The organism is Streptomyces sp. NPDC047042, assembly GCF_040644035.1.
Lineage (GTDB): Bacteria > Actinomycetota > Actinomycetes > Streptomycetales > Streptomycetaceae > Streptomyces.
The window spans coordinates 25,033-49,179 of sequence record NZ_JBEYVP010000045.1 but is presented as its reverse complement, the minus strand read 5'-3'; the positions used below and the strand labels follow the sequence as shown (position 1 = coordinate 49,179).

At 69.5% G+C, this 24,147-nt stretch carries 23 protein-coding genes; 9 read left to right on the top strand and 14 right to left on the bottom strand.

Annotated elements, in window-relative coordinates; translation table 11 throughout:
* Positions 1-98 precede the first annotated feature (98 nt).
* From pta to pyk, 3 genes are all read left to right on the top strand, one after another.
* On the top strand, positions 99-2,222 hold the full coding sequence (gene pta, locus ABZ855_RS39355) for a phosphate acetyltransferase (RefSeq protein WP_360815696.1): 2,124 nt from the start codon (positions 99-101) through the stop codon (positions 2,220-2,222).
* Positions 2,219-3,439, top strand: coding sequence for an acetate kinase (locus ABZ855_RS39350; RefSeq protein ID WP_360815693.1), 1,221 nt, complete (start codon positions 2,219-2,221; stop codon positions 3,437-3,439). Before pta ends, ABZ855_RS39350 begins: the two co-directional genes overlap by 4 nt.
* Before the next feature lie 192 nt (positions 3,440-3,631).
* Positions 3,632-5,062, top strand: a complete 1,431-nt coding sequence (pyk, locus tag ABZ855_RS39345) for a pyruvate kinase (RefSeq protein WP_319211815.1) — start codon at positions 3,632-3,634, stop codon at positions 5,060-5,062.
* Positions 5,063-5,173: 111 nt separating this feature from the next.
* Here pyk and ABZ855_RS39340 read toward each other — a convergent pair whose 3' ends face one another.
* The 5 genes from ABZ855_RS39340 to ABZ855_RS39320 all read right to left on the bottom strand — a co-directional run bounded on the left by ABZ855_RS39340 (position 5,174) and on the right by ABZ855_RS39320 (position 10,351).
* Positions 5,174-5,725 carry a hypothetical protein gene (locus ABZ855_RS39340; protein ID WP_360815690.1) on the bottom strand — a complete coding sequence of 184 codons (552 nt, stop codon included), beginning with the start codon at positions 5,723-5,725 and terminating at the stop codon, positions 5,174-5,176.
* Between the two features lie 119 nt (positions 5,726-5,844).
* A complete protein-coding gene (locus ABZ855_RS39335) occupies positions 5,845-7,302 on the bottom strand; it encodes a hypothetical protein (protein WP_360815687.1) in 1,458 nt (485 codons plus the stop codon).
* Positions 7,292-7,927 (bottom strand): DUF6114 domain-containing protein, encoded by a 636-nt coding sequence (locus tag ABZ855_RS39330; protein WP_360815684.1) that lies wholly within the window; start codon positions 7,925-7,927, stop codon positions 7,292-7,294. Before ABZ855_RS39330 ends, ABZ855_RS39335 begins: the two co-directional genes overlap by 11 nt.
* A 100-nt stretch (positions 7,928-8,027) precedes the next feature.
* A complete protein-coding gene (locus ABZ855_RS39325; protein WP_360815681.1) occupies positions 8,028-8,675 on the bottom strand; it encodes a DUF6230 family protein in 648 nt (215 codons plus the stop codon).
* Positions 8,676-9,370: 695 nt separating this feature from the next.
* Positions 9,371-10,351, bottom strand: coding sequence for a tetratricopeptide repeat protein (locus ABZ855_RS39320; RefSeq protein ID WP_360815678.1), 981 nt, complete (start codon positions 10,349-10,351; stop codon positions 9,371-9,373).
* Between the two features lie 181 nt (positions 10,352-10,532).
* Here ABZ855_RS39320 and ABZ855_RS39315 point away from each other — a divergent pair, with 181 nt between their 5' ends.
* A complete protein-coding gene (locus tag ABZ855_RS39315; protein WP_360815675.1) occupies positions 10,533-11,150 on the top strand; it encodes a TetR/AcrR family transcriptional regulator in 618 nt (205 codons plus the stop codon).
* 3 nt (positions 11,151-11,153) lie between these two features.
* Here ABZ855_RS39315 and ABZ855_RS39310 read toward each other — a convergent pair whose 3' ends face one another.
* The 6 genes from ABZ855_RS39310 to ABZ855_RS39285 all read right to left on the bottom strand — a co-directional run bounded on the left by ABZ855_RS39310 (position 11,154) and on the right by ABZ855_RS39285 (position 16,639).
* Positions 11,154-11,492 (bottom strand): DUF3817 domain-containing protein, encoded by a 339-nt coding sequence (locus ABZ855_RS39310; RefSeq protein WP_360815672.1) that lies wholly within the window; start codon positions 11,490-11,492, stop codon positions 11,154-11,156.
* 66 nt (positions 11,493-11,558) lie between these two features.
* Entirely contained in the window at positions 11,559-12,068 is a 510-nt protein-coding gene (locus tag ABZ855_RS39305) for a MarR family transcriptional regulator (RefSeq protein WP_360815669.1), read from the bottom strand.
* Positions 12,069-12,142: 74 nt separating this feature from the next.
* On the bottom strand, positions 12,143-14,125 hold the full coding sequence (locus ABZ855_RS39300; protein ID WP_360815666.1) for a kelch motif-containing protein: 1,983 nt from the start codon (positions 14,123-14,125) through the stop codon (positions 12,143-12,145).
* Positions 14,126-14,128: 3 nt separating this feature from the next.
* Positions 14,129-15,877, bottom strand: a complete 1,749-nt coding sequence (locus ABZ855_RS39295) for a cellulose synthase catalytic subunit (protein ID WP_360815663.1) — start codon at positions 15,875-15,877, stop codon at positions 14,129-14,131.
* Between the two features lie 118 nt (positions 15,878-15,995).
* On the bottom strand, positions 15,996-16,289 hold the full coding sequence (locus tag ABZ855_RS39290; RefSeq protein WP_360815660.1) for an MTH1187 family thiamine-binding protein: 294 nt from the start codon (positions 16,287-16,289) through the stop codon (positions 15,996-15,998).
* Complete coding sequence (locus ABZ855_RS39285) at positions 16,286-16,639, bottom strand: DUF3817 domain-containing protein (RefSeq protein ID WP_360815657.1); 354 nt, start codon at positions 16,637-16,639, stop codon at positions 16,286-16,288. Before ABZ855_RS39285 ends, ABZ855_RS39290 begins: the two co-directional genes overlap by 4 nt.
* Positions 16,640-16,863: 224 nt before the next feature.
* Between ABZ855_RS39285 and ABZ855_RS39280 the strand changes: the two genes are divergently transcribed.
* From ABZ855_RS39280 to ABZ855_RS39265, 4 genes are all read left to right on the top strand, one after another.
* On the top strand, positions 16,864-17,496 hold the full coding sequence (locus tag ABZ855_RS39280; RefSeq protein WP_360815782.1) for an AIM24 family protein: 633 nt from the start codon (positions 16,864-16,866) through the stop codon (positions 17,494-17,496).
* A gap of 1 nt (position 17,497) precedes the next feature.
* Entirely contained in the window at positions 17,498-18,148 is a 651-nt protein-coding gene (locus ABZ855_RS39275) for an AIM24 family protein (protein ID WP_360815655.1), read from the top strand.
* A gap of 261 nt (positions 18,149-18,409) precedes the next feature.
* On the top strand, positions 18,410-19,207 hold the full coding sequence (locus ABZ855_RS39270) for an AIM24 family protein (RefSeq protein ID WP_360815652.1): 798 nt from the start codon (positions 18,410-18,412) through the stop codon (positions 19,205-19,207).
* Between the two features lie 92 nt (positions 19,208-19,299).
* Positions 19,300-19,776 (top strand): MarR family transcriptional regulator, encoded by a 477-nt coding sequence (locus ABZ855_RS39265; RefSeq protein ID WP_360815649.1) that lies wholly within the window; start codon positions 19,300-19,302, stop codon positions 19,774-19,776.
* A gap of 23 nt (positions 19,777-19,799) precedes the next feature.
* Here ABZ855_RS39265 and ABZ855_RS39260 read toward each other — a convergent pair whose 3' ends face one another.
* Positions 19,800-21,242, bottom strand: a complete 1,443-nt coding sequence (locus ABZ855_RS39260) for an ATP-binding protein (RefSeq protein WP_360815646.1) — start codon at positions 21,240-21,242, stop codon at positions 19,800-19,802.
* A complete protein-coding gene (locus ABZ855_RS39255; RefSeq protein WP_360815643.1) occupies positions 21,239-21,904 on the bottom strand; it encodes a response regulator transcription factor in 666 nt (221 codons plus the stop codon). Before ABZ855_RS39255 ends, ABZ855_RS39260 begins: the two co-directional genes overlap by 4 nt.
* Positions 21,905-22,044: 140 nt before the next feature.
* On the opposite strand from ABZ855_RS39255, the gene ABZ855_RS39250 reads away from it, so the two are divergent.
* A complete protein-coding gene (locus ABZ855_RS39250) occupies positions 22,045-22,680 on the top strand; it encodes a PepSY domain-containing protein (RefSeq protein WP_360815640.1) in 636 nt (211 codons plus the stop codon).
* Between the two features lie 48 nt (positions 22,681-22,728).
* Here the strand turns inward: ABZ855_RS39250 and ABZ855_RS39245 are convergent, their stop codons facing one another.
* On the bottom strand, positions 22,729-23,943 hold the full coding sequence (locus tag ABZ855_RS39245) for an MFS transporter (RefSeq protein WP_360815637.1): 1,215 nt from the start codon (positions 23,941-23,943) through the stop codon (positions 22,729-22,731).
* Positions 23,944-24,147 lie beyond the last annotated feature (204 nt).

Sequence of the window (24,147 nt, the reverse complement as noted above, 5' to 3'; positions counted from 1 at the left end):
CGGCCCCGACCGGCCCCCACCAGCCTGGCCGGGGCCGTAACCAGCGACGCGGGTACTGTCAAGAGGCCCGAACAATCCAGCTGAAACGGAGAGCACGCGTGACGACCCGCAGCGTGTACGTGACCGGGATCGACCGGGGCGACGGCCGCCAGGTCGTCGAGCTGGGAGTCATGGAACTCCTGACCCGGCAGGTCGACCGCGTGGGCGTCTTCCGCCCCCTGGTGCACGACAACCCGGACCGCCTCTTCGAGCTGCTGCGCGCCCGCTACCGCCTCTCGCAGGACCCGGCGACCGTGTACGGCATGGACTACCCGGAGGCGTCCGCGCTCCAGGCCGAGCAGGGCACCGACGAGCTCGTCTCGACCCTCGTCGACCGGTTCCTGCGGGTCGCCCGCGAGTACGACGTGGTCCTCGTCCTCGGCACCGACTTCGCCGACACCCAGTTCCCGGACGAGCTGGCCCTCAACGCCCGCCTCGCCAACGAGTTCGGCGCGTCCGTCGTGGCGGTCGTCGGCGGACGCGACCAGACCGCCGAGTCGGTGCTCGCCGAGACCCGCAACGCGTACCGCGCGTACGAGGCGCTGGGCTGCGACGTCCTCGCGATGGTCGCCAACCGCGTCGCCCGCGAGGACCGCACCGCCATCGCCGAGGGCCTCGACTCCCGCCTGCCCGTGCCCTGTTACGTCCTGCCCGACGAGCCCGCCCTCTCCGCCCCGACGGTCGCCCAGATCACCCACGCGCTCGGCGGCAAGGTGCTCCTCGGCGACGACTCGGGCCTCGCCCGTGACGCGCTGGACTTCGTCTTCGGCGGCGCGATGCTGCCCAACTTCCTGACCGCGCTGACCCCCGGCTGCCTGGTCGTCACCCCCGGCGACCGCGCCGACCTGGTGGTGGGCGCCCTCGCCGCGCACAGCGCAGGTACGCCGCCCATCGCGGGCCTCCTGCTGACCCTGAACGAGCGCCCCAGCGACGAGGTCCTCACCCTCGCCGCCCGCCTCGCCCCGGGCACCCCGGTCGTCTCCGTGGCCGGCACGAGCTTCCCCACCGCCGCCCAACTCTTCTCCCTGGAGGGGAAGTTGAACGCGGCCACCCCGCGCAAGGCGGAGACGGCCCTCGGTCTCTTCGAACGACATGTGGACACCACGGAACTCCTGTCACGCGTCTCCGCGCCCAGCAGCGACCGCGTCACGCCCATGATGTTCGAGCACAAGCTCCTCGAACGCGCCCGCGCCGACAGGCGCCGGGTCGTCCTGCCCGAGGGCACTGAGGAACGCGTCCTGCACGCCGCCGAGGTGCTGCTGCGCCGGGGCGTGTGCGACCTGACGCTGCTCGGCCCGGTCGACGGCATCCGCAAGAAGGCCGCCGACCTGGGCATAGACCTGGGCGACTGCCAGCTGATCGACCCGCAGACCTCCGAACTGCGGGACCGGTTCGCCGAGAAGTACGCCCAGTTCCGCGCGCACCGGGGCGTCACGGTCGAGCTGGCCTACGACGTCGTCTCGGACGTCAACTACTTCGGCACCCTGATGGTCCAGGAGGGCCTGGCCGACGGCATGGTGTCGGGCTCGGTCCACTCCACGGCGGCGACGATCCGCCCGGCCTTCGAGATCATCAAGACGAAGCCGGACGCCGACATCGTCTCGTCCGTCTTCTTCATGTGCCTGGCCGACAAGGTCCTCGTCTACGGCGACTGCGCGGTCAACCCCGACCCGAACGCCGAGCAGTTGGCCGACATCGCCATACAGTCGGCGGCCACGGCCGAGCAGTTCGGTGTCGAGCCGAGGATCGCGATGCTGTCGTACTCGACGGGTACGTCCGGTTCCGGCGCGGATGTCGACAAGGTGCGGGAGGCGACGGAACTGGTGCGCTCCCGGCGCCCGGACCTGCGTATCGAGGGCCCGATCCAGTACGACGCGGCCGTGGAGCCGACCGTGGCCGCCACCAAGCTGCCCGGCTCCGAAGTCGCGGGCCAGGCAAGCGTGTTGATCTTCCCCGACCTCAACACCGGCAACAACACCTACAAGGCCGTGCAGCGTTCGGCCGGCGCGATCGCCGTCGGCCCGGTCCTCCAGGGCCTGCGCAAGCCGGTCAACGACCTGTCCAGGGGCGCTCTGGTCCCGGACATCGTCACGACGGTCGCGATCACGGCGATCCAGGCCCAGACCGCGACGACGGCAACCACCGATACCACCACCGCTACCGAAAAGGCAGGCGCGCAGTGACCGCGACCCGCGTCCTCGTCCTCAACTCCGGCTCGTCCTCGCTGAAGTACCAGCTGCTCGACATGCGCGACAGCAGCCGCCTCGCCGTGGGCCTGGTGGAACGCATCGGCGAGGAGACCTCCCGTCTGAAGCACACCCCGCTGACGACGGGCGGCGCCTCCCGCGAACGCACGGGCCCGATCGCCGACCACGAGGCGGCCCTCAAGGCGGTCGCGGAGGAGCTGGCGCAGGACGGACTCGGCCTGGACTCACCGGAGTTGGCGGCCATCGGCCACCGGGTCGTGCACGGCGGCCAGTTGTTCACCCAGCCGACGGTCATCGACGACACGGTCCTCGCGGAGATCGAGCGCCTGATCCCGGTGGCGCCGCTGCACAACCCGGCGAACCTCACCGGCATCCGTACCGCCCGGGCCCTGCGCCCCGACCTCCCCCAGGTGGCGGTCTTCGACACGGCCTTCCACACGACGATGCCGGAGTCGGCGGCCCGCTACGCGATCGACGTGGCGACGGCCGACGAGCACCGCATCCGGCGGTACGGGTTCCACGGCACGTCCCACGCGTACGTGTCCCGGGAGACGGCGAGGCTGCTCGGCCGGGCACCCGAGGACGTGAACGTGATCGTGCTGCACCTGGGCAACGGGGCTTCCGCGTCGGCCGTACGGGGCGGGCGGTGCGTGGACACCTCGATGGGTCTGACGCCACTGGAGGGACTGGTCATGGGGACCCGCTCCGGCGACTTGGACCCGGCCGTCATCTTCCATTTGGCGCGAGTTGGCGGAATGTCCACGGACGAGATCGACACTCTTCTCAACAAGAAGAGCGGCTTGGTCGGCCTGTGCGGAGACAACGACATGCGGGAAATCCGCCGCCGTATCGACGAGGACGGCGCGGACGCCCCGGCGGCCCGGCTGGCCTTCGACATCTACATCCACCGACTGAAGAAGTACATCGGCGCCTATTACGCGGTACTCGGCCGGGTGGACGCCATCGCGTTCACGGCCGGTGTGGGCGAGAACGCGGCGCCGGTGCGCGAGGCGGCGGTGGCCGGCCTGGAGGGCCTCGGCGTGGCCGTGGACGGCGCCCTGAACGCCGTACGGAGCCAGGAGGCCCGGCTGATCTCGCCCGCCGGCTCCCGGGTCGCGGTGGCGGTCGTCCCGACCGACGAGGAGCTGGAGATCTCAACACAGACGTACGCGCTGGTGAGAAGGGACAACTGAAGACACTTAACGGATATTGGACGAACAAGGGGAAGACATTGGGAAGAGATCGGCTGAGATCGGCCGACTCGGCCGACTCCGACGGAAGAGCCTCACCTGAGCGCTATCCCGCCCCTTTGTGTCCAGTAGGTGCTTCTACGTCGTCCACCAGGCGGAATATTCCGAAGCGAAACAAACCGATAGGATCGCCCCATGCGCCGTTCGAAAATCGTTTGTACTCTCGGCCCCGCGGTCGACTCCCATGAAATGCTCGTGTCGCTGATCGAGGCCGGAATGAACGTGGCCCGGTTCAACTTCAGCCACGGGTCGCACGCCGAGCACCAGGGCCGCTACGACCGGGTCAGGGCCGCCGCCAAGGAGACCGGCCGGGCCATCGGTGTCCTCGCCGACCTGCAGGGCCCGAAGATCCGCCTGGAGACCTTCGCCGAAGGCCCCGTCGAGCTGGTCCGCGGGGACGAGTTCGTCATCACCACCGAGGACGTCCCCGGTGACAAGACCATCTGCGGTACGACGTACAAGGGCCTTCCGGGTGATGTGTCGCGCGGCGACCAGATCCTGATCAACGACGGCAACGTCGAGCTGAAGGTCCTGGACGTCGAGGGCCCGCGGGTGCGGTCGATCGTCATCGAGGGCGGCGTCATCTCGGACCACAAGGGCATCAACCTGCCCGGTGCGGCCGTGAACGTCCCGGCCCTCTCCGAGAAGGACATCGACGACCTGCGCTTCGCCTTGCGCATGGGCTGCGACCTGGTCGCCCTGTCCTTCGTCCGCGACGCCGCCGACGTGGACGACGTCCACAAGATCATGGACGAGGAGGGCCGCCGCGTCCCGGTCATCGCCAAGGTGGAGAAGCCGCAGGCGGTCGACAACATGGACGCCGTCGTCGCGGCCTTCGACGGTGTGATGGTGGCCCGCGGTGACCTCGCCGTCGAGTACCCGCTCGAGAAGGTCCCGATGGTGCAGAAGCGCCTGGTGGAGCTGTGCCGGCGCAACGCCAAGCCGGTGATCGTCGCGACCCAGATGATGGAGTCGATGATCACCAACTCCCGCCCGACGCGTGCCGAGGCGTCCGACGTGGCGAACGCGATCCTGGACGGCGCGGACGCGGTCATGCTGTCCGCCGAGTCCTCGGTCGGCGCGTACCCGCTCGAGACGGTCCGCACGATGTCGAAGATCGTCGCGGCAGCCGAGGAGGAACTCCTCTCCAAGGGCCTCCAGCCCCTGGTCCCCGGCAAGAAGCCGAAGACGCAGGGCGGCTCGGTCGCCCGCGCCGCCTGCGAGATCGCCGACTTCCTCGGCGGTACGGGCCTGGTCGCCTTCACCAAGTCCGGCGACACGGCCCGCCGCCTGTCCCGCTACCGCGCGGCCCAGCCGATCGTCGCCTTCACGACGGACGAGGGCACCCGCAACCAGCTCGCCCTGAGCTGGGGCGTCGACTCGTACGTCGTCCCGTTCGTCAACAGCACGGACGAGATGGTCTCCCTGGTCGACCAGGAGATGCTGAAGCTGAACCGCTTCAAGGTCGGCGAGATCGTCGTCATGACGGCCGGCTCCCCGCCCGGCGTCCCGGGCACGACGAACATGGTCCGTGTGCACCACTTGGGCGAGGGCGAACACGCCTGATCGGGCTCTGGTACGGCTTTGAGGGCGTTCCCTGTGGAAGGTTGCAGGGGGCGCCCTCGGTTCTTCGCGGGTCACCAGTCCATGTGAGCGCGGTACTGGGCGAGTCGGGAATCAGCGTGGACGGAGGGAATCCGCGGCAGCACGCCTGATTCTGTTGGTTCGGCCCCGTTGAGAAACAACACGCAGGACGTCCTCGTCGGCGATAACACGGACCGCTCTCAATTGAAGCCAGTCGGACCAGCCGTCGATGAGATCGTCGACGTCCACTGCGGACATGGCGCCCCGCGCGAGCGATTCCAGGACCCCGAGTTCCCGTGCCCGCCGCGCAGAGAATTCACGTACCGCCGTCGGGAGGATCCGTACCCATCGCTCACGCTCGTCGGCCGGAACGCGTTCCAATACCCCACCGACGACTCCGGATGCCAGCGAACCGTCCCGCTCCAGGGACACCGCCTCGAACAACACCGGCAGCGCGGCGGGGTTGTCCATCGCCACACGGTAGAGGGACCAGCGGTCGTGACCGTCGTCGAACGCGGCATTGTCCTCGTACCGGCCGACAACCTGGGCGAGCCGGCGCAGCACCTCGCCCAGGACTGGAGAAGGATCAGCGGACACGCGCTTCACGCCTTTCCATGGCCGGACTCCGGCGATGTCGCCGCCCACATCACGCTCATCCAGCCTCTCTCCCCCCGCCCCCCGCACAGGCCTGTGGCCCGGCCCTCGCCAACAGCGACGGGTCGGGCCACAGTCCTCGGTGCGGCTCCCGAACAGGGTGGTGAAGCTCAGGTCGTGTACTGGTGCAGGCCCGGGACCGTCAGCGTGCCGCCGAACTGGCCGGCCTGGGTGACCTTCACGTTGGTGAAGTAGATCAGCGGGATGTTCAACGGCGGCGGGTTCTTCGGGTCGAACGTGATCGGGATCAGGCCGAACAGGTTGCCGGATATGCTCTCCGTGTACATGATCGTCTTGCCGTCGGTGATCGTCGACGTCGATCCCTTGGCCGCCTGCACGTGGTAGGTCTTGCCGGCCAGGCTGTCCTTGACGGTCTGGTGCAGGTCGCCGATGTCCGTGCCGTCGGAGATCACGTACTTCAGGACCTCCTTGACCGTCCCGCCGGCCGTGCGCACCTTGACGATGCCCTGGTAGTCCGCGCCCTTGAGCAGCAGCGAACTGGCGTTCAGGGTCCACGGGTCGTCGGGCAGCCGAATCGTGTTGTCGACCCCGCCCTGATCGTCGGTGGCGGCCGGGCAGTCCTCAGGGTCCGGCGTGGCACTCGCCGAGGCGCTCGGGGACGCTGTGACGGCCTCTGCCGCCTTCGTGGCGTCCTTGGCCGCCGACGTGTCGTCGGTGGCCTTGGTGGTGTCCTCGGCCGCCTTGGACGCCTTCTCGGTGGTGTCCTTGAGGACCTCGGTAACCTTCGCGGCCGAGTTCTTGACCGGTGTGGTGGTCTTGGCCGTGTCCTTGGCGGTCGTGTCCTTGTCGGCCGCCTTCGGGCTCGGCGTCGGCGACGCGGTCGGCGCCGGGGTTGCGGCCGCGGCCGAATCGTCCGCCGCCTTCGACTCCTCCGACTCCGCGGCCGTCTTCTCGGCCGACGTGTCGTCGTCGCCGCCCGTGAAGATGCCCGTTATCGCGTCGCCGATGGTCTCCAGCAGGTTGGGGCTCTTCTCCTCGGACGCGCTCTCGCTCGCCGACGGAGTGGGCGTGGCCTTGTCGCTGTCACCGGCGCTGTCGCCGCCGGTGGCACCGCTGGACACGGGTGTGCTCGCGGACGGCGCCGGAGCCGGCGTGACCTCGTCGTCGGAACCTGAATCCGACGAAGAGGAGCCGTCCGAGCCAGAACCCGAGGCCGAGTCGTCGTCGCCCGACGCGGAGTCCCCGGCGGTGGCCGACGGGGTCGGCTTCGCCTCGTCGGAGTTCTCGTCGGACGTGTTCGTGTTGTCCGAGGCGGACGGAGTCTTGTCGGTCGACGTCGAGGCGTCGTCCTCCATCGCCGCCACGCAGGCCTTGTACTCCTCGGCCTGCTGGCTGTTCGACGCCGGCTGGTCGTCGGCGTTGGCGAGCGTCGGTGTGAATCCCATGCCCATGAGCACTGCGGTGGGCATCGCCGCCAGGGCTATCGCCTTGCCGGCCGGCACATGGAACCTGGTGAACAGCGGCTTCCTCGGAGCCGCATGCCGCGGCCCGGTTCTCCCGCGGGACGTGTCCACGTCAGTCCCGTGGGTCACCTCGTCAGCCGGCACTGTGCCTCCCGTTCGCCCCGTTCACCGGGCTCGTTCCTGACAGATCGTTCGGCTCGTACGGCTCGTCCGACTTGCTCATGTTCAGCCCGCTCGGCTCCGCCACCGGGTCCGTTGCACCGGCGGTCTCGGTGGTCGCGGTCGCCTCGACGGCCACAGGGGCCTCGGGCGTCGCGGCGGCGGGGACGGTGTCCGCCCCCTGGCCCACAGGCTCCCCGTACTTCGATTCCGGCACCCCGGGCGCCCAGGCGATGGCCAGCGCGCCACCGATCAGGGCCAGCAGGAAGCCGATGATGAACCCGCCGAAGTTGGAGACCGGGAGGGACACCAGTCCCAGCAGGATCGCGGCGGTGCCGGCGAAGGTTCGTACGTGCTTCTGGAACCAGAGGTTGATACCGAGTACGACGAGCAGCACACCGATGATCAGGGATCCCGCGCCCGCCGTCGTCGACATCGCCATCGTGAGATGGCCGATCTGGAGGCTGTAGTACGGGAAGTACATGATCGGGAACCCGGCGAGCAGAACCAGAAGGCCTGCCCAGAAGGGGCGGGTGCCCCGCCAGTCGCGGAACTTCCGCTTGAAGACGTGGAGATAGTGCTCGTCCTGCGCGGGCGACTCGGCGTTCATGGAAAACAGCTCCCTGGAGCGGTGTTGCCGTGATGAGTGTTACTGCGGTGTTAGGAGCGAACGGGCGGGGCACCATCGGGCCCCGCCCGTCACTGAGCGCCTAGAAGCACTCGGCGCCTGTGCCCTTCGACAGCTTCATCGAGAGGCCACTGAGCTTGAAGGTTCCGGCAGTGGTGGCCCACGCCGTCTGCTTCACGTCGGTGAGCGACGCGGACTCCGCCTGCTGGCCGAATCCGTACGGGTTCGCCTGCTTCTGGTTGATCTCATCCGCCTTGACCTTCGGTCCCTTGGTGAAGGAACCGGCGGCCACACCGATGTCGATGCCCCGGAAGGTAGCGTTCGCTTCCAGGTCCTCGACGTCGATGAACAGGTTCTCGGCCTTGACCGGGGTACCGCCGCCGCCGGCCTCGAGCCGGAGGGTGACCGATCCGAGGATCGGAATGTTCGGCGTGACCACGGACTGGCACATGTTGGTGATCTCGGCGGAGTTGAACGCCGAGACCGCCACCGGGTGAATGGTCTTCTCACCGGACAGGGTGTAACCGCTGTCGATCGCCCCGTACTGAGAGAAGCCCGTACCTTCGAGCTGGCTCGCCTTCACCTTGAAGGACTGCCCGGACACACTGAACGAAGCAGCGAGAGCACCCTGCGCGAGGGCAACACCTATACATGCCGTAGCGGCAACGCTGGGCACCATGACCACAGCGAAGCGCTTCCATCTGGTCCCGCCACGCACCTGGGACTCCATATTTCCTCCTTCTCGGACGTACATCCCCTGGCCCCTGACTGCCCCAATACGGCGGCTCAGCCGGGCAGGGATGGGAGAAGTGCTACGTCCTCGGTAAGGAGAGCGCCTGCGCCCGACGGCGCGAACAGCGCCCGAATCACCGGCGATCACCCCCGAGTGACAACCACTGGTCGCGCCTGACGCACATCACGCACAACCTTGCCGGACAGGCTCCGCCAGAAGGCGAAGACCCCCCTGTCCGAGAGCCGGCGCCACTGCCGCCGGCTCTGCCCGGTGGGGACCCAACAACTCCCGTCCGGCCGACTGGCTGTCGGCGTACGGGATAGGACCGAGCGTCGCCGATCGTGGTGCATTCTCGCCGCCCGCACAAGGGGGTTCGTTACTGGCTAGTAACGGGCAGATAACCGCATGGCGACCCGCAGGTGCCGTTCGACAACGCTGGGTGGCCTCAAGGGGGGTGACAAACCGCCCGCTTCTCACCGCAATCCCGACAGCGGGACGCCTCCGACTTACTCCAAGTAACAGCGGCCGCGATTACCAAGATTTGGTAAAGCGCGGCCGCATTGACACTCGATCAGCAAATTCTTCACGCGGACAACACCCGCCCGCATGTTTAGCGACAGGTCAGACCACTGATCGATCGCCGACGTGCGGCGCACGCGACCGACGACCCGACAGGCCGACCGGAACATCGGTCAGAACAACGCCCGCGCCAGCGCCCGCCGGGCCGCCGCGACCCGCGGATCGTCCGCGCCGACGAGTTCGAACAGCTCCAGCAGCCGCAGCCGTACGGCGTCCCGGTCGTCCCCCGCCGTACGCCCCACCGTCTCGATCAGCCGGCCGAACGCGTCCTCGACATGACCGCCCACCAGATCCAGGTCGGCCGCGGCGATCTGCGCGCCCGCGTCCTTCGGCTTCTCGGCGGCGTCCCTGCGCACCTGCTGCGGGTCGATCCCCTGCACCCGCTGGAGCAACTCGGCCTGCACGAGGCCGAGTTTGGCCTCGGTGTTGCCGGGGTCGTCGCTCAGCACGTTCTTGTACGCCTGCACCGCACCGCCCAAGTCCCCCGCGTCCAGGGCCTGTACGGCGGCCTCCAGCAGCGCGTCGTACGGCCCGGCCGGGATTTCCTGCGCAGCGGCGGCCTGCCGGGCACCGGGCTCGGCGTCCGCGTCGACCACGAGACCGGTGAGGCCGAAGCGCTGTTCGGCGACCTGCACCAGCTGGTCGAGGGTCTGCCGGATCTGCACCTCGCCCGCCGCGCCCTGGAAGAGGGGGAGGGCCTGCCCGGCGACGACGGCGAAGACGGCCGGGATCCCCTGGATGCCGAACTGCTGCATCAGCATCTGGTTGGCGTCGACATCGACCTTGGCGAGCACGAAGCGCCCGTTGTACTCGACGGCCAGCCGCTCGAGGACGGGGCTCAGCTGCTTGCACGGCTCGCACCACTCGGCCCAGAAGTCGATGACGACGGGCACCTCGGTGGACCGCTGCAGGACGTCGAGTTCGAACCCGGCCTCGTCGACGTCGATGACGAGGTCGGCCGGGGAGACGGCCCCTCCCCCGCCCTGCCGGGCGGCTTCGGCGCGAGCCTGCTCCGCCTTCGACTTGGCCTCCTGGGCCGCCTTCACCGCGGCGAGGTCGACGACCCCGCTCATGGACATGTTCCGTGGCTGCATGCGTCTATCCTCCCCCGTCCCGCGCGCACATGTGAAAGGCCCTGTGAAAAGCGTCCCGGTCGATGGACGCCGCTTACGCTACGAGTCGTAGCGTAACGGGAATGGCGGGTCGCTGGGAGGCGCTCCCGAGTGACCTACCTCACGGCCACACTGGGCCGGAACCGCCGGTTATGGTCATGCCATGCAGAGCCGCACTCCCGCCGGCCGTACGGGACGCCCCCGCAGCGCCACCGCGGACGCGGCGATCCTGGCGGCGACCAGGGACGCCCTGGTCGAACTGGGCTGGTCCAAACTGACGTTGGGGGACGTGGCCACGCGCGCGGGGGTCGCGAAGACGACCCTCTACCGCCGCTGGCCCGGCAAGAACGAACTCGTCGTCGACGCGGTCGCCGCCCTCTTCGACGAACTGGAACTCCCCGACCGGGGCAGCCTCACCGCCGACATCGAGGGCGTCGTCCTCCAGTTCGCGGCGATCCTGGTGCGCCCGGAGACGAAGAGCGGCCTGATGGCGGTCGTCGCGGAGTCGACGCGCGACGACGCCCTGCGGGAGCGCATCCGCGCGTCGATCGTGGACCGGCAGAAACGCCTGGTCCTGGAAGGCCGCGCCCGCGCTCAACAGCGCGGCGAACTCCCCCCGGAGACGGACCCGGTGGAGGCCGCCCGCACGGTGGACCTGATCTTCGACATGGTGGCGGGCGCGGTGGTGCACCGGACTCTGGTGAGCGCCGAGCCGGTGGACCGGGAATGGGCGGCGACGTTCACCCGCGTACTGCTACATGGGCTGAGCCGCCACCCGTAGCGGTCACGCCTTGGCTGCCACCGGCGCCGGTTCCGCGAACTGCGCCGCCAGCTCATGGCTGACCTTGCGCTCCACGAAGAACGCGGCGGTGGGGACGGTACCGGCCAGCAGGACCCACAGCTGCCTGCGTACCGGCCACTTCGCCTTGGAGCCCAGGTCGAAGGCGAACACCAGGTACACGACATACAGCCAGCCGTGCGCGATGCCGACGACGCTGGTGAAACCGTCCGCGCCCCTGACGTCCAGGACGTACTTGGCGAACACACCGAGGGTCAGCAGAACCAGCAGCACACCGGTGACGTAGGCCATGACGCGGTAGCGGGTCAGCACGCTCTTTTTCATGCGTATGAGCGTAACCGCCGGTTTCCGGCGATCTTCCGGCGGCCCCGGCGCCCTTTTCCGCCCCGCCTACTCCTCGGCGAAGTCGCTCGCGGCGATTCGCAGCGGCCGCAGCATCGCGAAGATCTCCGCGCACTCCTCCGCGTCGTAGACACCGAGGCCGAAGTCCATCGACATCAGGTCGCGGGTGGCCGCGTCGACGGTCTCGCGGCCCTTGTCCGTGATCGTGGCGAGGGTGCCGCGGCCGTCGTTCGGGTTGGGGCGTCTGGCGACCAGGCCCGACCTCACCAGGCGGTCGACCGTGTTGGTGACCGACGTCGGGTGGACCATGAGGCGCTCGCCGATCTTGGACATCGGGAGCTCACCGGCCTTGGAGAAGGTGAGCAGCACCAGCGCCTCGTACCGCGCGAACGTCAGACCGTACGGTTTCACCACCGCGTCGACCTCGGCGAGCAGGATCTGCTGTGCGCGCATGATCGAGGTGATGGCGGCCATGGACGGGACGTTTCCCCAGCGCTGCTTCCACAGTTCGTCGGCACGCGCGATGGGGTCGAAGGGGAGACTGAGCGGCTTCGGCACGGACGAGACCTTACCGGCCGGTCATATCGTGGTCAGCCCCGTCTCGCCCCTCGGTCCGGCCCCGCACAGCACCTTCACCTCACCTGGATCCATTTCGCCTCCGACGGCGTCCCCTGCGCGTCCGTCACGAAGAGCATGTACCAGCCGGGCGGCACGAGGGTGCGGTCCTTCGGTACGTCGATCGTCACCGAGGTGCGGTCCTTGCTGAGGGGGAGGTCGATGGAGCGCTGTTCGACGTCCGTCGTGTGGGTGACCGCGCTGGGGCGCATCAGCCGGGCCTTCGCGACCCGCTCGGGGTGGGCGGTGGCGAAGGTCGCGCGGCCGTACTTGTCGGTCTCCTGGGGGCCGTCGCCCAGTACGGGGCGGTTCTTGCCGTTCCTGTGCAGCGCGGGCGGGGTGAAGATCTCCATGCGCTGCTCGAAGTGGCCGAGCTTGGTGTTCTGCTGGTTGTCGTAGAGCGGGTCGGAGCCGAAGGTGGCCACCCGGCCGTCGGGCAGCAGCAGCGCCTCGGAGTGGTAGTTGCGGCCCACCTTCGGGGAGGCCGCGGCACGGAAGACGTTGGCCTTGGGGTCGTAGAACTGGGCCTTGAGGATGTTGCTGCCGCTGCGGCCCCGGTAGTCGGTGGAGCCGTTGGACGTGAACACGGTGTCGTCCGGCATCAGGACGCTGTTGAGGTAGCGGGTGCCCTGGGGGAGGTCGGGGCCGGCCTCGAAGACCGGGTTGTCCTTCTTCAGGTCGACGACGGCCGTGCGCCGCGTCGCCTTCTTCGACTCGCCGACGCCTCCGCCGCCCAGGATCATCACCTTCTGGTCCTGCGCGGGCGGCAGGAGGACGGAGGCGGACGTCTCGGTCTCGTCGGCGTCCGTGAGGCCCGGCACCTTCTCGAAGGTGTTCTTCTCCGGGTCCCACAGGCCCGGCGCCCTGCCCTTGGTGGCGGGCCCGTAACCGGCGTTGGAGGCCGGGTAGAAGAGCTTGCCGCCCTTGGTGAGGAAGAGCGCGGGGTAGGTGGGGAAGTAGCGCTTGGGGCCCGGGGTCCACTTCTTCGTCCTCGGGTCGTAGATCTCGTTGTCGCCGGGGTCGATCGCCCCGACGTCGTCGAGACCGGAGACGGCCAGTATCCGTCCGTCGTCGAGGCCGACGAGGGTCGGGTACCAGCGCGCCTTGTCCATCGGGTCGACCGGGATGTACTTCTCGGCCCTCGGGTCGAACTCGTAGGCGGCCCGGATCCCCTGGAAGTCCTGCTTGTCCATGGTGATCTTCTCGGAGAGGCCGTACGTGTTGTCGGCGTCCTTGCCCTTCAGGCCGACGATCTCGTACTGCGCCTGCCTGGCGGTGATTGCCATGGGCCCCGCCTTCGCCGCCTCGACGAAGACCCGCGCCTCGCTCGGGACGACCTTCGTCACCCAGGGCCGCATGACCCCGGCGGCGTCGTACGTGATCTTCTGGGTGCGCCGGGCCTTGGGGACGGTGACGTCGAACCTGCTGACGTACTCGACCCCGGAGGGCGAACGGAACCGGGTGCCCTTCTTCAGGCGCATCGCCTTGTCGGGGTTCTCGTTCTTGACGCGCATCCCGCCGCCGGCCCGCTCGACCTCGCCGTCGAGCAGCTCGTAGCGTGCGGTGCCGCCGGCCACCAGGAGGCGTCCGCTGGGGAGTTGGGCGTGGCCGGCGCAGAAGAAGTCGTCCGGGGTGGCGATCTTCTTGAAGGTGTCCGTCCTCGGGTCCCAGAGGACCGTGTCGAAGGATCCCTTGTCGAACTTCTTCTGTTCGTTGCCCGAGCCCGCGACGATCAGGACCTTGCCGGTGTGCAGCAGGGCCGCGTGGATGGCGTTGGTACGGAACTGCTTCGGGATGTCGACCGCGCTCCAGGAGCCGTACTTCGCCCGGTAGCCGGGCTGGGCGATCTTGTACTCGTGGTAGCGCTCGCTCGCGAAGCCGAGCACGGCGGGTGCGTTGAGCCCGGCGAGCAGGGCCACACCTCCGATACCCAGGAAAGTCTTCTTGGCCTTCTGGGATGTACGGGGCCCAGGGGTCTTCTTCGACAGTTGTGCGGTCATGACCTAGTTGCCTCCCGTCGACGTGCCCGAGACCGGGGCGACCGTGTTCGTGGCGACGGCCGGTTCGTCGGCCGGCGCGCGGTCCCCCAGGCGGGTGCCGATCCACACCGCGACCGGGGCGAGGGAGATCACCATCGCCAGGACGGCCCAGGTGCGCATGGCCGCATGGGTGTGCCCGAGGTGGACGGAGGCGGCGAGCGAGACCGCGAGGAGGGCGGCCCAGAAGAGGTGGATGCGGAAGGTGAGGAGGCGGTCGGGGCTGGCGTCCCCGCCCTTGGGTGTGACGACGAACCGGCAGGGGCGCCGGAGCAGGGCCGCGCCGAACGACTTCAGGTAGATGGGCGCGGAGATCGCCGACATCGCCATGCCGGCGAGCCCGCCGGACCCCTCCGGCTCGTGCGGCGAGACGTTGTGCCGCCGGTTCCAGAGGTAGAGCCCGATCTGGAGGGCGGCGGCGTCGCTGTAGAGCATCAGCCAGACGGACGCGGCGACCTGGGTGCCGGAGGCCCCGAACCAGAGGAAGAGGAAGCAGCTCAGGATGCCGAGGAACCAGTTGACGGCGGTCATCGGGTAGTAGACGAGCATCAGCGTGTACGAGAAGAGGCGGCCCGGGGGCATGGTGAAGGGGGCCTTCCAGTACTGCTTGAAGAGCGTCTCGTACGTGCCGCGCGACCAGCGGGTCTGCTGGGTGAAGAAGTCGGTCCAGGAGGCGGGCCCCTCGCCCACGGCGAGCACGTCGGGCGTGTAGACGGACCGCCAGTGGCGCCCGGTCACCGGATTGCGGCGGCGGTGCAGTTCGAACCCGGTGGCCATGTCCTCGGTGATGGAGTCGTACAGCCCGCCGATCTGTTTGACGGCGGCTATGCGTACGACGTTGTTGGTGCCGACGAACATGGGGGCGCGGTAGCGGTTGCCGGCGCGCTGGATGAGCGCGTGGAAGAGGAACTGCTGGGACTCGGCGGCCTTGGTGACGGGGTGGGTGTAGTTCCCGTACACCTGGGGGCCGACGACGAAGGCGACGTCCGGGTCACGGAAGAAGCCCGTCATCCGCTCGAGGAAGTCGGGCAGCGGGACGTGGTCGGTGTCGACGGAGGCGTAGAGGTCGTACTCGTCGCCGTGCAGGGCGATCCACGCGTTGTAGTTGCCGTGCTTGGTGCGGGCCCGGTGGACGCCGCTGGCCCGGTTCCACTCGGGGATCCCGTGCCGGGTGAAGTGCCGTACGCCCAGTTCGGCGCAGAGCGCCCTGGCCTGTTCGTCGTCGCCCTCGTCGAGGAGCCAGACGTCCAGCGGGCCGGTGTGGTGGACGCGGGTCGCGCCCTCGAGGGTGGCGCGGACCATCTCGAGGGGTTCCCGGCCGGGGACGTACGTGGTGAGGAAGGCGACGCGGGTGCCGGGCTCGGGGACGACGGGCACGGGGTCGCGGGCGACCATGGTGGCGTGGGCGATGGACACCACGTTGACGAGCATGAACAGCTCGATCAGCCCGATGGCGACGAGCATCACGATGTCGAGGTGGACCATCCACGCCCTGCCGCCCTCGCGTTCCGCCCAGTGGGTGGGCCAGACGAGGTAGACGAGCAGGGTGCCGGTGAGCAGCGGCGCGAGGGTCATCAGCAGGACGGCCCGGATGCGGCGCGGTTCGCGGGAGAGGAGCGAGGTGTACCGGACGCGGTAGGGGGATCCGGCCGGTGCCTCGGTGAGGGGCCCGGCCAGCCGGCTGTGGGTGTCGTAGTCGTAGCCGTCCGGCCGCACAGCGCCTCCAGGGATCGAACGAGCTGATATCCCTACGAAAGTGGAGATATGACGGCTGGTCGAACTGGATGCGTCCGTACGGGTGAGTGCGGATGGGTGAGTGGAGCGCGCGGCTGGTTTACCGGGAGAGGTGGCGCTCCACGGTTTCCACCTTGGAGGTCAGACCGTCGGTCACTCCGGGGCGGATGTCGGCCTTGAGGACGAGGGAGACACGCGGTGCGCGTTCCTCGACGGCGGCGACGGCCCGTCTGACGACGTCCATGACCTCGTCCCAGTCGCCCTCGATGGAGGTGAACATCGCGTCGGTGCGGTTGGGGAGCCCGGATTCACGGACGACGCGGACGGCGTCGGCGACGTACTCCCCCACGTCCTCGCCGACACCGAGGGGCGTCACGGAGAAGGCGACGATCATGACTTGGAGGCCTCTTCCTGGCGGACCCGGGTGGCGATGGCCGCGTCGACGGCCTGCTCGGCCTCGCGGCGCAGCTTGCGCTCGGCGAAGAAGCCGCCGGTCGGGAGGACGGAGAGGACGAAGTAGAGGGCAGCGGTCTTCAGGGGCCACTTGGCGCGGTTCCAGGCGTCAGCCCAGAAGATCACGTAGAGGACGAAGAGGATGCCGTGGACCATGCCCATGACGGGCACCGCGTTGAAGTCCGTGGTCCGCTTCAGCACCGAGCAGACCAGCAGGAGAAGGAAGGAAACGGCCTCGGGGGCCGAGACCAGCCGCAGTCGGCGGAGGGCGGAGGCGGTCTTGATGTCCACGGGTCACCTTCGGTGGGTCGCTCGGGGGTTGCCCAGGGGGTACTGGGGGCCCTGCTTTGTGAATGGATGCACAAACGTTCACCCATTGTGGCATTCGCGGCTGGGACGACCGGGGCGGGGGTCCGGCCCCGGCGCCCGTCCCCCTAGGGGGAGATTGGGGGGCGATCTCCACCTTCGGGATCTGTTGCCGGAGGTCCCCGGCGGGCTACCTTCGCCCCGTGGCGATGTTTCGACTTCAAGGCAGCAAGGTGCTGGCCATCGACATGACCGGGGACGCCGTGAAGGCGAAGAACGGCTCGATGGTGGCGTACGACGGCCAGATGGACTTCAAGAAGCTCAGCGGGGGCGGTGAGGGCATCCGGGGGATGGTCACCAGGCGGATCACCGGTGAGCAGATGACACTGATGGAGGTGAAAGGGCACGGGACCTGCTGGTTCGCCGACCGCGCCTCCGAGATCAACCTTGTCGGCCTCCAGGGGGACAAGCTGTACGTCGAGTCGAGCAACCTCCTGGCCACCGACGGGGGCCTGCGCACGGGCACGTCGTTCACCGGCCTGCGCGGCGCCTCACAGGGCAACGGGCTGTTCACGACGACCGTCGAGGGGCACGGCCAGGCGGCGATCATGTCGGACGGCCCGGCGGTGGTGCTCCGGGTGAGCCCCCAGTTCCCGCTGACGGTCGACCCGGGTGCGTACATCGCGCACCAGGGCAACGTGCGGCAGTCCTTCCAGTCCGGCGTGTCGTTCCGCACGTTCATGGGTGAGGGCGGCGGCGAGGCCTTCCAGATCCGCTTCGAGGGCGACGGCCTGGTGTACGTCCAGCCCAGTGAGCGCAACACGATCGCCGGGGACGTGTGACATGCCCTTCCGTGAGATCAACTCCAAGATGATCGAGGCGACCGTCATGCCCGGTCAGCGCCTGTTCAGTCAGCGCGGGGCGATGCTCGCCTACAAGGGCGAGGTGTCCTTCACGCCCAACATGCAGGGCGGCCAGGGCGGGATCATGTCGATGATCGGCCGCCGGGTCGCCAATGAGGCCACCCCGCTGATGACGGTCGAGGGCAGCGGCACGGTCCTGTTCGGGCACGGCGGCCACCACATCCAGGTCATCAACCTCACCGGGGACACGCTGTGCGTCGAGGCGGACCGCCTCCTCGCCTTCGACGGCACCCTCCAGCAGGGCACCATGTTCATGGGCTCGCAGGGCGGCGTCATGGGCATGGTCCGGGGGCAGGTGACGGGCCAGGGGCTCTTCACGACCACCCTCAAGGGGCACGGCGCGGTCGCCGTGATGGCCCACGGCGGGGTGATCGAGGTGCCGATCACGCCCCAGCGCCCGGTCCACGTCGACCCGCAGGCGTACGTCGCGCACCACGGCGACGTCCGCAACAAGCTGTCCACCGCGCTGGGCTGGCGCGACATGGTGGGCCGCGGCTCGGGCGAGGCCTTCCAGCTCGAGCTCAGCGGCAGCGGTGCGGTGTACGTCCAGGCGTCGGAGGAAAAGCTTTGAATCCTCCCCCAGCCGAAGCAGAGGGATTCCTGGCTCACGCCGCCTGCGGGTCAGCGACCCAACAGGTCTTCCACGATCAACACCAGCCGGGTTGAAACCAGCCCGGTCTGTACCGCAAAGCTTGGAGGTGCATGTGCTGTCTTGGTTCTCGATCAGCACGGCGTACGCGCTTGGTTCTCGCAACGCACGGCCGTCAGCCTACCCGACCGCGTTGGCGTATCCCCGACCGTCTGAAGACCGAGGCATCCCCGGAGGCCCCCGGTGACCACCTACCCGGGCGCCGGGCCCGTCGTCCACGACCCGATGACGCTGCCGTCCGACGACAACGTCAACAACTACACCTTCTGCGTGGAGCTCAAGGGGAGCCAGTGGTTCCTGCAGAAGGGGAAGATGATCGCCTACTACGGCTCGATCGACTTCAACGGCATCGGACACGGCCGACTGGACCGTCTCGTCCGTACGTCCTTCCATTCGCCTCTGCACGCGAGCGACTGGGTCGTGGCCGAGGGCTCGGGCAAGATGCTGCTCGCCGACCGGGCCTTCGACGTGAATTCGTACGATCTGGAGGACGGCAACCTGACCATTCGCTCGGGCAATCTCCTCGCATTTCAGCCAAGTCTCGCGCTCAAGCAGTCGATCGTGCCGGGCTTTCTGACCCTCATCGGAACGGGCAAGTTCGTGGCCGCGTCGAACGGCCCGGTGGTGTTCATGGAACCCCCGATCCGGGTCGACCCGCAGGCCCTGGTCGGCTGGGCCGACTGCCCCTCGCCCTGCCATCACTACGACCACCAGTACATGACGGGCCTGATGGGCGGTCTACGTGCGATGACGGGCCTCGGCGGGGCCTCCGGCGAGGAGCACCAGTTCGAGTTCGTCGGGGCCGGCACGGTACTGCTCCAGTCCTCCGAGACGCTCATGGCCGAGCAGGCCACAGGCGTGGTTCCGCACGAGCCCGGGGTGCCGGGTGGCGGCGGGACCCCGGCGGGCCATCCGCAGCAGCCGGGCACACCACGCCTTCCCGGACAGCTCGGCGACCTCCAGCGCCGCTTCGGGCTGTGAGCGGTAGTCTGCGGAGTGTGACGTCGAACATGTGCACGCCGTCACACCACCCTCACTAGTTCGCCTTTCAACCTTTTAGGTAGACTTCATTCATGGAGACCGAGACGGCCACAAGCTGGCTGACCGACGCGGAGCAGTGCGCCTGGCGCACCCACCTGGAGGTCAACAGGCTGTTGACCTACCAGCTCGAGAAGGACCTGCAACCGTTCGGCCTGACGATGAACGACTACGAGATCCTCGTGAACCTTTCCGAGTCCGAGGGCGTCCGCATGCGGATGAGTGACCTCGCGTCCGCCACCCTCCAGTCCAAGAGCCGGCTCTCGCACCAGATCACCCGCATGGAGAACGCGAACCTGGTCCGCCGCGAGAACTGCGAGTCCGACCGGCGAGGGCTGTACGCGGTGCTCACCCAGCAGGGCATGGACACGATGAACAAGGTCGCGCCCCACCATGTGGCGTCGGTGCGGCGGCACTTCATCGACCTGCTGTCCCCGGAGGCGCTGGCCGAACTCAGCGCGTCGCTGAAGCCGGTCGCGGAGCACCTGCGCGGCCACCGGGGCAGGCCGTAGGGACCTCCCCCAGGGATCAGGGATCAGGCGACCGGCAGGCGGAGCTCGAACAGGGCTCCGCCTGCCGCCGCCTCACCCACGGTGAGCGTTCCGCCGTGCCGTACGGCGACGTCCCGGGCGATGGCGAGGCCGAGCCCGGCGCCGCCGTCGTCACGGCTGCGGGCGGCGTCGAGCCGTACGAACCGCTCGAAGACCCGCTCCCGGTCGGCCACGGGCACCCCGTCACCGTCGTCGGCGACCTCGACCAGGGCGTACCCGCCCTCCTGTCCCCCGCCCTCCTGACCCCCGTCCTCTCGCCGCACGGACACGGTGACCGCCGACCGGGCGTGCCGCTGCGCGTTGTCCAGCAGATTGGCGACCAGCCGCCCCAACTGGGTCCGGGACCCGGTGACTTCCACAGCCACCCCCGTTTCCGGCGTCACGCCCGCCCGGCCCTCCGCCTCTTCCCGGACCAGTTCCGCGAGGTCGAAGCGCGCGTCCCCGGGCCGCTCCCCCGCGTCCAGCCGGGCCAGCAGCAGCAGGTCGGCGGCAAGGCGCTGCAGCCGTACGGTGTCCTCCACGGCGCCGTCGACATCCAACAACTCCGGGTGCGCGGCGCCGACTTCGAGCTGGGTGCGCAGGGACGCGATGGGGCTGCGCAGCTCGTGGGAGGCGTCGGCGACGAACCGGCGCTGGCGTTCCACGGAGGTCTCCAGGGCGGCCAGCGTCTCGTTGGTGGTCCGGGCGAGGCGGGCGACCTCGTCGTGCGTGTCCGGCACCGGAACACGCCGGGCGAGGTCCTGGGAGGCGGTGATCGCGGCCATCTCGGCGCGGATGCCCTCGACGGGGCGCAGCGCCCGCCGGGTGACCAGCCAGGTGACACCCCCGACGACGCCGAGGAGCAGCGGGAAGCCGATCAGCATGACGGTCAACGCGGTGCTGACGGCACTCTGTTCGGCGGAGAGCGGCGCGCCCGCGTGGACGGTGAGCGTGCCCTTGCCGTCGACCTCGACCCGTACGGCCGCGAACCGGTAGTCGGCCTCGTCGCCCTCGACGGTCGCGGATCCGTCGGTGAAAGAGACGTCGTCGTCGATCTCACCGGGCGAGAGGGAGTCGTGGTCGTCGTCCTCCCGGGCCGCGCTGTCGTCCGGGTCGCCGCCCGCCGGTGCCTGCGGACGCACCGCCGTGACACCTGTACCGCTGATCCGCTCCAGGTCCTCACTCACCGCGACCAGCCGCCCGGACTCGTCGACGACCTGGACGGGCCGGTCGTCGTGATCGAGCGACAGCTGGTCGTAGGCCGTGCCTGCCGCCAGGTCGGCGGCGACCGTCCGCGCGGTCCGCTCCGCCTGCGTGCCGGCCTGACCGCTCAGGTTGGACCACAGGGAGAGCAGTACGGCGGTCCCGGCGGCGACCAGCGCGATGGCCACGACAAGGGTGGCCCCGAGGGTCGCGCGGGCCCGCACGGAGCCGAGGGCGCGTCTCACCGCGACGCCTCCAGCCGGTACCCGGCGCCGCGCACGGTCCGGATCAGCGGGGCGCCGAGCTTGCGGCGCAGCGTGCTGACGTACACCTCGACGATGTTCGGGTCGCCGTCGTACGCGAAGTCCCAGACGTGCTCCAGGATCTGCGCCTTCGACACCACCTCGCCTGCCCGCACGACGAGCTGCTCCAGCACGGCGAACTCCTTTGCCGTGAGGACGACTTCGTCCTCCCCGAGGTGGACGCGGTGGGCGGCGGTGTCGACCCTCAGCTCGCCGACCACGTGCACGGGCGAGGACCCCGCCGACCCGCGCCGGCGCAGCAGCGCCTTCACGCGGGCGACCAGGACGACGTAGGAGAACGGCTTGGTCAGATAGTCGTCGGCGCCCGTGTCGAGGCCCTCCGCCTCGTCGTACTCGCCGTCCTTCGCGGTGAGCATGAGGATCGGTACGTCGTGTCCGGCGGCGCGCAGGGCCGCGCAGACGCGGTAGCCGTTGAGGCCGGGCAGCATGATGTCGAGGATCACCAGGTCGTACGGCGTCTCGGTGGCCCGGTGCAGGCCCTCACGGCCGTCGTGGACGACGTCCACGGCGTATCCCTCGGCGGTCAGGCCCTTGGCGAGCGACAGGGCCAGCCGCTTCTCATCCTCGACGATCAACAGACGCATGGGTACAGCCTCGCAAAACGAACCTGAAGGCGCCTTCAGCTGCCTTCAGGTCAGCTTCAGGAGGCCTCGGGCAGCTTGGTTCTCGTCATCGAGATCGAGGCGAGCGGATCGCCGAGCCCGAGAGAAGAGGCAGGAACACCATGAAGCGGAACATCGTCATCGCCACCCTCACCGCCGCCGCGCTGGCCGGAGGCACCGTCGTGGCCTTCGCGGCGGGCGACGACGAGTCGGCGGCACGGCCTGCGACGGGCACCAACGTGCGGGTGGTCTCCGACCGGGACGACGACACGGACGACCGGAGCGACGACACCGAGGACCGTACGACCGTTCGCGGCAGCGGTGTCTCGGCCGCCGAGGCCATCGCCGCCGCGCTGCGGCACACCCCGGGCACCGCCGTCTCCGCCGAACTGGAGGACGACGGCGCCGACGCCGGCACCTGGAACGTGGACGTCGTGCGGAGCGACGGCGCCGAGTACGACGTGAACGTCTCCGGCGCCGGGAAGGTGCTGGGCGCGTACCGCGACAACGACGAGGGTGACGACGACAACGACAGCGAGGACCGCGCCGAGTCGGCGGCCCTGAAGGGCGCGAAGTTCGACGCCCACAAGGCCGCCCTCACCGCCGCCGCCAAGGGCACGGTCACCGAGATCGACGCGGACGACGACAGCGGTGCCGTGGCCTGGAACGTGGCGACGGTGAAGGCCGGTACGACGAGCGAGTGGAGCGTGGCAGTCGACACGGGGAAGATCACGCGGGTCCAGTCGGACGAGGACTGAGCTCGCCAAAGGGGTGCGACCTGCGGATAGTCGGCCGGCGTTCGAGGATCACTCGGAAATCGGGCTGGAAACGGTTGGGTGGGTGGGAAACAGTCCCGCGACCAGCACCACCACCCCGGTCAGCGCGAAGCAGACGCCCACCGGCAGATGCCCGGCGAGGGCCCCCACCCCGGCGGAGCCGATCGTGCTGCCCGCGTTGGTCGCCGTGTTGACCCACGCCCCGGCCCGGACACGCGCCTCGGGTGCCACCGTCTCGTCGGCGATGAGATACGCGGTGGTGATGGCCGGGGACACGAAGACCCCGGCCAGTGTCATGGTGACGGCGAGGGTGCCGAGGCCGGGGGCGAGTCCCGCGCCGAGGAGCGCCAGGCCCAGGCCGAACGCCAGCAGGGTGAGCCGGAGCCGGGCCGGCCAGCGCCACGTCACGGCCCCGTTGAGCAGCCCCCCGACGGCGCTTCCGGCGGACAACGCGGCCAGGACCCAGGCCGCGCTCGCCGCGCCGTGGCCGTGCTGCCCGGCGAACACCACGACCAGGAGGTCGAGGGAGCCGAGCCCGAGTCCGACACCGGCGACGGCGCCGACCGGACCCCGGATGCGGCGAAGTACGTGCTGGTCGCCGCCTGTCCCCCGGCCGGCCTCGCGCGCCGCGGGACTCATCCCCCGTAGCGCGGGCGAGGTCACGAAACCGGCGGTGCCCGTCGCCATCAGGGCCGCCCCGACGACGATGCCGACGGCCGGCACGGTGAACCCGGCGAGGACACCCACCAGCAACGGCCCCGAGACGAAGAGCAGTTCCTCGGCGACACCGTCGAGGCTGTACGCCCGCTGCAGCAGCTGGCGGTCCTCGGCGATGGCGCTCCACACGGCCCGCATAGTCGGCCCGAGCGGCGGCGCACAGGCACCCGCGAGGGCGGTGAGGGAGCCCAGGACGACCGCGGGGGTACCGGGGCGCCAGACGGCCACGGTCAGCAGCCCGAGCGCGGTGAGGTGGGTGAGCAGCAGGGGGACGAGCGCCCGGCGCGGCCCGTACCGGTCGATGAGGGCGGCCCTGGCGGGCGCCAGGAGGACGACGGTGGCGCCGAAGAGCGCCATCGCGGCGCCGGCCACGGCGTAGGAGCCGGAGGCCCGGGTCACGGCGAGCATCACGGACAGCGGGACGATGCCGTAGGACAGCCTGCCGAGCAGGGCGGTGGCGAAGGTGCGGCGGGCGTGCGGGATACGCAGGACGGCGGCATAGGAAGGCCGCGTCGAGGTCGCGGGCATACGAAGTTCCTCTTGGAGGCGGCGCGTCGAGCGAGCGCCGTGGCAGGAAGGGACGCCGGATCACCGCGTCGACCGCGCCGCGTGTGCGGGCCGGTCGCGGTGGTGTGGGGCGGCACCTATGCCAAGAGGAGGAACATGCCGGTCAAGGTATCAGCGCGGTCCGGAGCCGACCACCACGCCAACCCGCCCTGCCGCCCTCTCACG